Raw genomic sequence first — 11,715 nt, forward strand, 5'->3', positions numbered from 1 at the left:
TTACTTCTCCTGCTGCTTCAGCTCCGGGCGGCCCGGCTGCTCGCCGCCGCGCTCCTTGATGTACGTCTCGGTCGGCACCATCACCTTGCGGCGGAAGGTGCACACCAGGGTGCCGTCCTGCTTGTAGCCCTTGGTCTCGACGTAGACGATCCCGCGGTCGTTCTTCGACTTCGAGGGCCACTTGTCGAGCACGGTCGTCTCGCCGTAGATCGTGTCGCCGTGGAAGGTCGGCGCCACGTGCTTGAGCGACTCGATCTCCAGGTTGGCGATCGCCTTGCCGGAGATGTCCGGCACGGACATGCCGAGCAGCAGCGAGTAGACGTAGTTCCCGACGACGACGTTCTTGCCGAAGTCCGTCGTCTGCTCCGCGTAGTTGGTGTCCATGTGGAGCGGGTGGTGGTTCATGGTGAGGAGACAGAACAGGTGGTCGTCGTACTCCGTGACCGTCTTGCCCGGCCAGTGCTTGTACGTCGCCCCGACCTCGAACTCCTCGTAGGTGCGTCCGAACTGCATCGCGCTCAGCCCTCCGGGATCTCGAACTTCGAGGTGCGCTGCATACCGGCCGCGCGGCCCTTGCCCGCGATGACCAGCGCCATCTTGCGGCTGGCCTCGTCGATCATCTCGTCGCCGAGCATCGCCGAGCCCTTCTTGCCGCCCGCCTCGGACGTGTAGTACTCGTACGCGTCCAGGATCAGCTCGGCGTGGTCGTAGTCCTCCTGCGAGGGCGAGAAGATCTCGTTGGACGCCTCGACCTGGCCCGGGTGCAGCACCCACTTGCCGTCGAAGCCGAGCGCGGCGGCGCGCTGTGCGACCTCGCGGTAGCCGTCGACGTTGCGGATCTGCAGGTAGGGGCCGTCGATCGCCTGGAGGTTGTTGGCGCGGGCGGCCATCAGGATCTTCATCAGGATGTAGTGGTAGGCGTCCGCCGGGTAGCCGGGCGGCTGCTCGCCCACGACCAGCGACTTCATGTTGATCGACGCCATGAAGTCGGCCGGGCCGAAGATGATCGTCTCCACGCGCGGGGAGGCCTGCGCGATCTCGTTGACGTTGTTCAGGCCCTGGGCGTTCTCGATCTGCGCCTCGATGCCGATCCTGCCGACCTCGAAGCCCATGGTCTTCTCGATCTGCGTCAGCAGCAGGTCCAGCGCCACGATCTGCTGGGCGTCCTGGACCTTCGGCAGCATGATGCAGTCGAGGTTCTGCCCGGCGCCCTCGACGACCGTGACGACATCGCGGTACGTCCACTCGGTCGTCCAGTCGTTGACGCGCACGACCCGCGTCTTGCCGGTCCAGTCGCCCTCGTTGAGGAACTTGACGATGGTGTGCCGCGCCTCCGGCTTGGCCAGCGGCGCGCACGCGTCCTCCAGGTCGAGGAAGACCTGGTCGGCGGGGAGGCCCTGCGCCTTCTCCAGGAAGCGCGGGTTGCTGCCCGGCACGGCCAGGCAGGAGCGCCGCGGGCGAAGGCGGTTGACGGTCGTCATGCGGGGACCTCCAGGGGGTCGAGCTTGTTCGCTTTCCGGATCTCGTCGACGATGCGGCCGATGATGCCGGTGATGTCGAAGTCCTTAGGGGTGAAGACGGCGGCCACTCCGGCGGCCCTGAGCTGCTCGGCGTCTCCTTGGGGGATGATCCCACCGGCGATGACGGGTATATCTGTGGCACCCGCCACACGCAGCCGCTCCAGGACGTCCGGCACCAGCTGGGCGTGGGAGCCGGAGAGGATGGACAGGCCGACCGCGTGCACGTCCTCGGCGAGGGCGGCGTCCACGATCTGCTCGGGCGTCAGACGGATGCCCTGGTAGACCACCTCGAAGCCGGCGTCACGGGCCCGCACGGCGATCTGCTCGGCACCGTTGGAGTGCCCGTCCAGACCGGGCTTGCCGACCAGGAAGCGCAGCTTGCCGACGCCGAGGTCCTTCGCCGTCAGGTCGACCTTGCGGCGCACGTCGGCCAGGGCCGAGCCCTCCTCGGCGGCGACCGCCACCGGCGCCGAGGACACGCCCGTGGGCGCCCGGAACTCGCCGAACACCTCGCGCAGGGCCCCGGCCCACTCGCCGGTCGTGACCCCGGCGCGGGCGCACTCCAGGGTGGCCTCCATGAGGTTCTCGGTGCCGCGGGCGGCCTCCTTCAGCCGCTCCAGCGCCTTGCAGGGGCGCGGGTGGTTGAAGGGCGGCTGGTAGCGGGTGTCGCGCCAGTGCCGGAGGGAGGCGATGACACGGGCCTCGACGGCCGGGTCGACGGTCTGGATGGCCGTGTCGAGGTCGGCCGTCAGGGGGTTGGGCTCGGTCGTCTCGAAGATGTTGACGCCGACGATCTTCTCCTGGCCGGATTCGATACGGGCGCGCCGCTCGGCGTGCGAGGAGACGAGCTGCGACTTCAGGTAGCCGGACTCGACGGCGGCCATCGCGCCGCCCATCTCCTGGATCCGCTCGATCTCGGCGAGGGAGTCCTCGACGAGCTGGGAGACCTTCGCCTCGATCACCTTCGAGCCCTCGAAGATGTCGTCGTACTCCAGCAGGTCGCTCTCGTACGCCAGCACCTGCTGCATGCGCAGCGACCACTGCTGGTCCCAGGGACGGGGCAGGCCCAGCGCCTCGTTCCAGGCGGGCAGCTGCACGGCACGCGCGCGTGCGTCCTTGGAGAGGGTCACGGCCAGCATCTCCAGGACGATCCGCTGGACGTTGTTCTCCGGCTGCGCCTCGGTCAGACCGAGGGAGTTGACCTGGACGCCGTAGCGGAAGCGGCGGTGCTTGGGGTTCTCGATGCCGTACCGCTCGCGGGTCACCTTGTCCCAGATGCGGCCGAAGGCGCGCATCTTGCACATCTCCTCGATGAACCGGACGCCGGCGTTCACGAAGAAGGAGATGCGGCCGACGACGTCTCCCATGCGCTCCTGCGGCACCTGGCCGCTGTCGCGCACGGCGTCCAGCACGGCGATCGCCGTCGACATCGCGTACGCGATCTCCTGGACCGGCGTGGCCCCGGCCTCCTGCAGGTGGTAGCTGCAGATGTTGATCGGGTTCCACTTCGGGATGTGGGAGACCGTGTACGCGATCATGTCGGTCGTCAGCCGCAGCGAGGGACCCGGCGGGAACACGTGCGTGCCCCGCGACAGGTACTCCTTGACGATGTCGTTCTGGGTCGTGCCCTGGAGCTTGGTGATGTCCGCGCCCTGCTCCTCGGCGACGACCTGGTAGAGCGCCAGCAGCCACATGGCGGTGGCGTTGATCGTCATCGAGGTGTTCATCTGCTCCAGGGGGATGTCCTGGAACAGCCGGCGCATGTCACCGAGGTGCGCGACCGGCACGCCGACCCGGCCGACCTCGCCGCGGGCGAGGACGTGGTCGGAGTCGTAGCCGGTCTGCGTCGGCAGGTCGAACGCGACCGACAGGCCGGTCTGGCCCTTGGCGAGGTTGCGCCGGTACAACTCGTTGGACGCCTCGGCGGTGGAGTGGCCGGCGTACGTGCGCATGAGCCACGGCCGGTCCTTCTGCCGCCTGCCGTCGGCTGGCTGACGCTCAGTCATCTATGACCCCGGGTGTCTCAGATGTTGCGGAAGCGGTTGATGGCGTCGATGTGCTTGGCGCGCATCTCCTCGTCGCGCACGCCCAGGCCCTCCTCGGGGGCCAGGCACAGCACGCCGACCTTGCCCTGGTGGAGGTTGCGGTGCACGTCGTAGGCGGCCTGCCCGGTGTCCTCCAGGGAGTACACCTTGGAGAGGGTGGGGTGGATCTTGCCCTTGGCGATGAGCCGGTTGGCCTCCCACGCCTCGCGGTAGTTGGCGAAGTGGGAGCCGATGATCCGCTTCAGCGACATCCACAGGTAGCGGTTGTCGTACTCGTGCATGTAGCCCGAGGTCGAGGCGCAGGTGGTGATGGTGCCGCCCTTGCGGGTGACGTACACCGAGGCGCCGAAGGTCTCGCGGCCGGGGTGCTCGAAGACGATGTCGATGTCCTCGCCGCCGGTCAGTTCGCGGATGCGCTTGCCGAAGCGCTTCCACTCCTTGGGGTCCTGGGTCTGCTCGTCCTTCCAGAACCTGTAGCCCTCGGCGGTGCGGTCGATGACGTTCTCGGCGCCCATCGAGCGGCAGATCTCCGCCTTCTCGGGGCTGGAGACGACGCAGACCGGGTTGGCGCCGCCGGCCAGGGCGAACTGGGTGGCGTAGGAGCCGAGGCCGCCGCTCGCGCCCCAGATCAGGACGTTGTCGCCCTGCTTCATGCCGGCGCCGTTGCGGGAGACGAGCTGGCGGTAGGCGGTGGAGTTGACCAGGCCGGGGGCGGCGGCCTCCTCCCAGCTGAGGTGGCCGGGCTTGGGCATCAGCTGGTTGGACTTGACCAGGGCGATCTCGGCGAGGCCGCCGAAGTTGGTCTCGAAGCCCCAGATGCGCTGCTCGGGGTCGAGCATGGTGTCGTTGTGGCCGTCGGAGGACTCCAGCTCGACGGACAGGCAGTGCGCGACGACCTCGTCACCGGGCTTCCAGGCGTTGACGCCGGGGCCGGTGCGCAGGACCACGCCGGCCAGGTCGGAGCCGATGATGTGGTACGGCAGGTCGTGGCGCTTGGTGAGCTCGCTGAGGCGGCCGTAGCGCTCCAGGAACGCGAAGGTCGACAGCGGCTCGAAGATGGAGGTCCACACGGAGTTGTAGTTGACCGAGGAGGCCATGACGGCCACCAGGGCCTCGCCCGGGCCGAGTTCCGGCAGCGGAACCTCGTCCAGGTGGAGCGACTTGCGCGGGTCCTTGTCGCGGGTCGCCATGCCCGCGAACATCTCCGTCTCGTCCTTGTGCACGGTGATCGCGCGGTACGACTCGGGCAGCGGCAGGGCTGCGAAGTCGGCCGGCGTCGAGTCGGGCGACTGGATCGCGTCCAGGATGTCCTTCACGGTCACGGTGTTGCCTCCGGCGAGTGGCGTCTTGAGGGCAGACGCTGAGGGTTACGTCGGTGTGCTGCTGAGGGTGGGTGGGGATGCCGTCGGTTCGGCGGGTGGTGCTTTCGGCAGCGCTTTGTGGCGCGGAAGGTGCCTGTGACGCAGGCGCCGGGAGCGCAGGCGGTGGGCCTGCCGGGACAGCCCGGGCACCATCAACGTATGACACCGCGTGTCAGGTGACAAGGCACTGAGTGCCAGGAACTTGCTCTCAGATGAAATCTTTACGTAACAAATGAGCGATGATCGATCGAATGGGCCCCGAAATCCGCTCGAAAACGGGCTCGGGCATGCAAAACGGCCACCCCGAAGGGTGGCCGTCATCACAGTCGCGCGGGAGGCTCAGCGCTCCTTGAGCGCCTGCTCGATGGTCCGCATCACCTCGTGCAGCGGGGCGTCCGTCCGCGCCACCGTGACCAGCACCTCGCCCTGGACGGAGGCGGAGGCGGACGGTTTCGGGGCCGCGGTGCGGCCCGCGCCGATGCCGGTCCCGAACGTCCTGCGGACGATCGCGAAGGCGTGGTCGAGCTGCGCCTCCACGTCGCCCTGCCCGCCGGCCCGCAGCCAGCGCCGCAGCACGTGGTTGTGGGCGGTGACCACGGCGGAGGCGGCGACCTCGGCCAGCAACGGGTCGTCGTTGGCGTCGTCGTCGTGGGCGTGCTCGTCGAAGTGGCCGAGCAGATAGCGCGTGAACAGGCGCTCGTAGCGGGCCACCGACGCGATCTCCGCCTCGCGCAGGGTGGGCACCTCGCGCGTGAGCTTGTAGCGGGCGACCGAGATCTCCGGCCGGGCCGCGTACATCCGCATGACTTCCTTGATGCCGCGGCACACCGTGTCGAGCGGGTGCTCGTGCGGCGGGGCCGCGTTCAGCACCGCCTCCGCGCGGATCAGCGTGTCGTCGTGGTCGGGGAAGATCGCCTCTTCCTTGGAGCGGAAGTGCCGGAAGAAGGTGCGGCGGGCCACTCCGGCCGCGGCCGCGATCTCGTCGACGGTGGTCGCCTCGTAGCCCTTGGTCGCGAACAGCTCCATCGCCGCGGCCGCCAGTTCCCGGCGCATCTTGAGCCGCTGGGCGGCCGCGCGACTGCCTGCGGCACTCTCCGGCGCGTCGGGCGTGGCTGGTGTACGTGAGGACTTGGCGGGCTGGGACATGACCCGAACGTACTGCATGTGCGCAGCTTGGCGCGCATGTACCGGGGTTCCCCCGCCCCGCGCGGGCGGGGGAGTGCCGGGCCGGTCGTGCGGGGGACGGCCGCCCGGGTCGAGCAGCCCGCCCCAGTCCCTCTCGCCTCCGAGCCGCTCGCCGGCGCCGTCAGCGCCGGGCATATTCCCGGAAGCCGCGGCCGGTCTTGCGGCCGAGGCAGCCGGCGGCCACCAGGTGCTCCAGGAGCGGGGCCGGGGCGAGGCCGGGGTCGCGGAACTCGCGGTGCAGGACCTTCTCGATGGCGAGGGAGACGTCCAGGCCGACGACGTCCAGCAGTTCGAACGGGCCCATCGGGTAGCCGCCGCCCAGCTTCATCGCCGCGTCGATGTCGTCGAGGGACGCGTAGTGCTCCTGCACCATCTTGATCGCGTTGTTGAGGTACGGGAACAGCAGGGCGTTCACGATGAAGCCCGCGCGGTCCCCGCAGTCGACCGCGTGCTTCCTGATCCGGCCGCACACCTCGTGGACGGTCGCGTGGACGTCGTCGCCCGTCAGCACCGTGCGCACGACCTCGACCAGCTTCATCGCGGGCGCCGGGTTGAAGAAGTGCATGCCGATCACGTCCTGCGGGCGCGAGGTGGCCCGGGCGCAGGCGACGACGGGCAGCGAGGAGGTCGTGGTGGCCAGCACCGCGCCCGGCTTGCAGACCTTGTCCAGCGCCTGGAAGAGCTGCTGCTTGACCTCCAGGTCCTCGGCGACCGCCTCGACGGCCAGATCGACGTCGGCGAAGGAGTCGTAGGAGCCGGCCGGGGTGATCCGCTCCAGGGCCTGCGCGGCGGCCTCCGCCGTCATCCGCCCCTTGTCCACGGAGCGGGCGAGGGACTTGCCGACACGGGCCCTGGCGGCCTGCGCCTTCTCCTCGCTGCGCGCGGCGAGGACGACCTCGTAGCCGGCCTTGGCGAACACCTCGGCGATGCCGGAGGCCATGGTGCCCGAGCCCGCGACGCCGACGGAGCGGACCGGACGGCCGGGGACCGCCAGGTCGCCGGAGACGGGCGTCAGCGCGTCCGGCACCACCGTCGCGCTGCCGGGAGCCTCGTAGGTGTAGAAGCCGCGGCCCGACTTGCGGCCCGTCAGACCCGCCTCGCTGAGCTGCTTGAGGATCGGGGCGGGGGCGTGCAGCCGGTCGTGGGACTCGGCGTACATGGCCTCCAGGACCGTGCGGGCGGTGTCGACGCCGATCAGGTCGAGCAGCGCGAGCGGCCCCATCGGCAGCCCGCAGCCCAGCCGCATCGCGGCGTCGATGTCCTCGCGGGAGGCGTACTTCGCCTCGTACATCGCGGCGGCCTGGTTGAGGTAGCCGAACAGCAGCCCGTCGGCGACGAATCCGGGCCGGTCGCCGACCGCGACGGGCTCCTTGCCGAGGTCGAGCGCGAGGTTGGTGACGGCCGTGACGGCGGCGGGCGCGGTCAGCACCGAGGAGACCACCTCGACGAGCTTCATCGCCGGTGCCGGGTTGAAGAAGTGCAGGCCGAGCACGCGCTCCGGACGGGCCGAGTCGGCGGCCAGGCGGGTCACCGACAGGGCGTTGGTGCCGGTCGCCAGGATCGTGTCCGGGCGGACGATGCCGTCGAGTTCGCGGAAGATCTGGTGCTTGGTCTCGTACGACTCCGGAGCCACCTCGATGACCAGGTCCGCGTCGGCCGCGGTGCGCAGGTCGGTGGACGTGCTCACCCGGGCGAGGACGTCGGCGCGCTCCTGCTCGGTCAGCCGGCCGCGTTCCACGGCACGGGCGGTGGCGGCCTCCAGAGTGGCGAGGGCCTGGGCGGCGGCGGCCTCGCTGATGTCGATGCCGACGACCTCGCGACCGGCCTTGGCGAGGACCTCGGTGATACCGGTGCCCATGGTGCCGAGGCCGACGACGGCAATGGTCTTGAGCGGGGACAGAGGGGTGTCGGACAGGGGAGTGGCCATCGCGGGACTCCAGGAATGAGGGTGACGACTGGGAGCGCGACCCGGTACGCCGAGGGCGCACCGGGTGCGAGGTGCATGCGGGTGTTGCCGGGCTGACTGGCGCACACGCCCGGAGCCGTCGCGGTGGGGGCGCGCACACGCCCAGGCCGACGGCGGCGATCGACCGGCCCTGTCCCGTGGCCGGGTCGTGCTGCGGTACCGATGTACCGAACCGACTGTCCCCCACTGCCTCAAGGGCGTGGGAGGTGCCCCCACTGACGGCGGCTGCGTCACCAGGCCGTCGTCAGGAGGTGCGAGTGGGTGACTCGCTCGTCTGAGCTTAACCGGCGGGTAACGAGCGCGCCAGCCCCCGTCCGGGGACGAGTTTGTGATGTACGTCCCGTCGGTGCGGCGGCGCCCCTAACCTCGGTGCCATGGACGAAGAGTTGCGATCACTCACGGAGCGCTTACGGCAGGAGTCCGGCGGGTCCGTCGCCTACGACCGGCTGATGGCGACGGACGACCTCGACGAACTCGCCCGGGTGCTCACCGAGGCCGGACGGCCGCTGTGGGCCAGGGAGTTGGCCGCGTTCCGGCTCGGGCTGGCCGATGACCGGCGCGCCTTCGAGTCCCTCGTCCTGCTGCTCAACCACCGCGACCCCCAGCGGTGCGCCTCCGCCGCCTACGCCCTGGCCCGCCTCGGCGATCCGCGCACCGCCCGCGCGGCCGCCGCCCTCGCCACCAACGAACTGCGCGTCGCCTACGCCCTGCATCCGGTACGGCTGCTGGTCCGGCTGCGCGCCCCGGAGGCCGTGCCGGCGCTGATCACCACCCTGGAGCGCCGGCTCCGCCCGCACGACCCGTACCGGCGGGTGGCGCTGGCCTGCGTGGAGGGCCTCGGCACCCTGGGCGACGACCGGGCCAGGCCGGTCCTGAACGAGGCCCTCGCGCATCCGGCCCTCGCCGAGGCCGCGGTGCACGCGCTCGCCCGCATCCCGAAACAGCGGTGAGGCGTCAGCCGGCCAGCTCACGCACGTACCGCACCTCTGGCACCCGCACCCCGTCCACGTCGAAGGGCTCCTCCACACCGTCGGCCCGAAAACCCTGCCGCTCATAGAACCGCCGCGCACGCGCGTTCTCTTTGAGCACCCACAGGAGCATGCGCCGGTGACCGGCGGCCGTGCACAGCCGTAGGGACTCCTGCAGCAGGGCGTACCCGATGCCGCTGCCGAAGCGGTCGGCGTCGACGTAGATCGCGTACAACTCGACGTCCCCGGCGCGGACCTCGCCGTCCCGGTAGGGACCGTGGCAGGACCAGCCGACGACCTGTCCGTCCTGCTCGGCGACCAGGTTGGCGACGCCGGCCCTGCCCTCCAGGAAGCGTGCGCGGCGGCGCTCGGCGTCCTCCGGCACGCTCAGGGCGTCCAGATACGGCTGCGGGATCAGCCCGCGGTAGGCGCTCTGCCAGCCCCGCACGCGGATCTCGGCCACCCGGTCGCAGTCGGCGAGCCGCATCGCGCGTATCCGCGGGCCGCTCACCCGCCGACCACCGCGTACGCCTCGATCTCCATCAGGAACTCGGGGCGGACCAGGGCGGCGACCTGGATCGCGGAGGCGGCCGGGAGGCGGTCGTCGGGTATGTGGACGGCGCGGGCCGCGCGGATGGCGGGCAGGTGGGCCGTGTCCGTGACGAAGTAGGTGAGCTTGACGACGTCGTCGAAGCCGGCTCCGGCCGCCGCGAGACAGCGGCGCAGGTTCTCGAAGACCTGCCGGGCCTGCGCCTCGGCGTCGCCCTTGCCGACGAGCTTGCCGTCCTCGTCCAGGGCCAGCTGCCCTGCGATCGCGACGAAACGGCCGGTGCCCATGACGACGTGGCTGTACTGGGCGGCGGGGAAGACCCCGTCGGGGGCGGCAATCCTGGTCAGCTCGCTCATGCGTCCATGGTGGACCACGGCACTGACATCGCCCCCGACGGAACTGTCAACCGCTCACCGCTCACCGATCCCCGCTCAGCCGCGGAAGCCGAGCATGCCGTGCAGCACCGCGCCGTGCGAGGACGGCGACGACGTCGCCGCCGCCGACGAGCTCAGCGGCTTGGGATCGGGCAGCTTCGGGCACACCGCGTCCACGTCCCCGCCGCCGCGTGGCACCGTGCCGTCGGACAGGTACGCCGAGAGGTACTTGTCGAGACAGGTGTTCCCGCTCAGCGTGATGCCGTGGTTCCCGCCGCCCTGCTCGACCACGAGACTGGAGTCGGCCAGCAGATGGTGGACGGTCAGACCGCCCTCGTACGGCGTGGCCGCGTCGTTGGTCGCCTGGAACAGCAGCACCGGCGGCAGCTTGCCGTTGGCGACGTTGACCGGCCGCAGCGAGTCCGTGGGCCAGAACGCGCACGGCGCGTTGTACCAGGCGTTGTTCCATGCCATGAACGGCGCCTGCTCGTACACCGCCCAGTTGTCCTTGCGCCACTGGTCCCAGTCCCGCGGCCAGGAGGCGTCCCGGCACTGCACCGAGGTGTAGACGCTGTAGCCGTTGTCGCCCGAGGAGTCGACGGCGGCGAAGTTCTCGTACGCCTCGACCAGCGGGTCGGCGTTCTTGTCGTTGACGTAGGCGGCGAACGCCTCGGCCAGGTAGGGCCAGTAACCGTTGTAGTAACCGCCGGGGATGAAGGTGTCCTCGAACTCCGCGGCGCCGACCTTGCCGCCGGCCGGCTTCTTGGCCAGCGCCTTGCGCACCGCGTACCACTTGGCCTCGATCTTCTCCGGATCGGTGCCCAGCTTGTACGTCGAGTTGTACTTGGCGATCCAGGACATCAGCGCCCGGTGCCGGTCGTTGAAGGCGTAGTCCTGCCCGATGTTGTCGTCGTACCACACGCCCGTGGGGTCGACGATCGAGTCCAGCACCAGCCGCTTGACCCGGTGGGGGAAGAGCTTGGCGTAGACCGCGCCCAGGTAGGTGCCGTAGGAGTAGCCGAAGTAACTGGTCTTCTCCGCGCCCACGGCCGCGCGGATGGAGTCCATGTCCCGCACGGTCTGGAGGGTGTTGATGTACGGCAGCACGCCCGCGTACTTCCTGCCGCAGGCGGCGGCGAACGACACGGCGCGCTGGAGGTCGGCCTTCTCGACGGCGGGGGTGCTCGGCACCGAGTCGGGGCGCACCGGGTTGAAGTAGCCGGGCTTGCAGTCCAGCGCCGGCTTGCTCTTGCCCACCCCGCGCGGGTCGAAGCCGATGACGTCGTACTGGGCGGCGACCGTCTTGGGCAGCGAGGAGGCGACGAACCCGGCCAGGCTCAGGCCGCTGCCGCCGGGACCACCGGGGTTGACCAGCAGCGGGCCCTGGAACGTCTTCGCGGTGTGCGGGACGCGCGACAGCGCGAGAGTGATCTGCTTGCCGTACGGGTCGTGGTGGTCGAGTGGCACCTTGAGGGACGCGCACTGGAGCGTCGGGTAGTCGGTGGTGCCGCAGTTCTTCCAGGCGACCTTCGCGGCGGGTGCGGATTCCGCGGTGCTCGGGGCGCTCGCGTCGGCGGGGACGGCCGTGACGGTCCCGGCCACCACGACGGCGGCGCCGCACAGCACGGCTGCGCGTTTTCTCATGGAGTCCTCCCAGGACGGAGGGTTTCGGACCGCGAGTCTCACGGTCCTCGCCGCATCGTCCCGGAAAGCACGGGCGGAGGAACGCGTTCTGACAATACTTGA

At 70.2% G+C, this 11,715-nt stretch carries 10 protein-coding genes; 1 reads left to right on the forward strand and 9 read right to left on the reverse strand.

What is annotated here, in order from left to right; translation table 11 throughout:
* The 6 genes from ACYF6T_RS08885 to ACYF6T_RS08910 all read right to left on the reverse strand — a co-directional run bounded on the left by ACYF6T_RS08885 (position 1) and on the right by ACYF6T_RS08910 (position 8,038).
* Positions 1–513 (reverse strand): MaoC family dehydratase, encoded by a 513-nt coding sequence (locus tag ACYF6T_RS08885; protein ID WP_461694909.1) that lies wholly within the window; start codon positions 511–513, stop codon positions 1–3.
* A 5-nt stretch (positions 514–518) separates the two neighbouring features.
* Positions 519–1,481, reverse strand: a complete 963-nt coding sequence (locus ACYF6T_RS08890; protein WP_461694911.1) for an HpcH/HpaI aldolase/citrate lyase family protein — start codon at positions 1,479–1,481, stop codon at positions 519–521.
* Positions 1,478–3,526: a protein meaA gene (locus ACYF6T_RS08895; protein ID WP_461694913.1), complete on the reverse strand. Its 2,049-nt coding sequence runs from the start codon at positions 3,524–3,526 to the stop codon at positions 1,478–1,480. The genes ACYF6T_RS08890 and ACYF6T_RS08895 overlap by 4 nt, the downstream gene beginning before the upstream one ends.
* A 17-nt stretch (positions 3,527–3,543) precedes the next feature.
* Positions 3,544–4,881 carry a crotonyl-CoA carboxylase/reductase gene (ccrA, locus tag ACYF6T_RS08900; RefSeq protein WP_461695181.1) on the reverse strand — a complete coding sequence of 446 codons (1,338 nt, stop codon included), beginning with the start codon at positions 4,879–4,881 and terminating at the stop codon, positions 3,544–3,546.
* Positions 4,882–5,265: 384 nt separating this feature from the next.
* Positions 5,266–6,072, reverse strand: a complete 807-nt coding sequence (locus tag ACYF6T_RS08905) for a TetR family transcriptional regulator (RefSeq protein WP_461694915.1) — start codon at positions 6,070–6,072, stop codon at positions 5,266–5,268.
* A gap of 160 nt (positions 6,073–6,232) precedes the next feature.
* On the reverse strand, positions 6,233–8,038 hold the full coding sequence (locus ACYF6T_RS08910; RefSeq protein ID WP_461694916.1) for a 3-hydroxyacyl-CoA dehydrogenase family protein: 1,806 nt from the start codon (positions 8,036–8,038) through the stop codon (positions 6,233–6,235).
* A 413-nt stretch (positions 8,039–8,451) separates the two neighbouring features.
* Here ACYF6T_RS08910 and ACYF6T_RS08915 point away from each other — a divergent pair, with 413 nt between their 5' ends.
* Positions 8,452–9,027 (forward strand): adenylosuccinate lyase, encoded by a 576-nt coding sequence (locus tag ACYF6T_RS08915; protein WP_461694918.1) that lies wholly within the window; start codon positions 8,452–8,454, stop codon positions 9,025–9,027.
* Between the two features lie 4 nt (positions 9,028–9,031).
* Here ACYF6T_RS08915 and ACYF6T_RS08920 read toward each other — a convergent pair whose 3' ends face one another.
* The 3 genes from ACYF6T_RS08920 to ACYF6T_RS08930 form a co-directional block, all read right to left on the reverse strand.
* Positions 9,032–9,556 carry a GNAT family N-acetyltransferase gene (locus ACYF6T_RS08920; protein ID WP_461694920.1) on the reverse strand — a complete coding sequence of 175 codons (525 nt, stop codon included), beginning with the start codon at positions 9,554–9,556 and terminating at the stop codon, positions 9,032–9,034.
* Positions 9,553–9,951: a RidA family protein gene (locus ACYF6T_RS08925; RefSeq protein ID WP_461694921.1), complete on the reverse strand. Its 399-nt coding sequence runs from the start codon at positions 9,949–9,951 to the stop codon at positions 9,553–9,555. The genes ACYF6T_RS08920 and ACYF6T_RS08925 overlap by 4 nt, the downstream gene beginning before the upstream one ends.
* Before the next feature lie 75 nt (positions 9,952–10,026).
* Positions 10,027–11,613: an alpha/beta hydrolase gene (locus ACYF6T_RS08930; RefSeq protein WP_461694923.1), complete on the reverse strand. Its 1,587-nt coding sequence runs from the start codon at positions 11,611–11,613 to the stop codon at positions 10,027–10,029.
* Positions 11,614–11,715: the final 102 nt, after the last annotated feature.

The organism is Streptomyces sp. 7R007 (assembly GCF_054850255.1).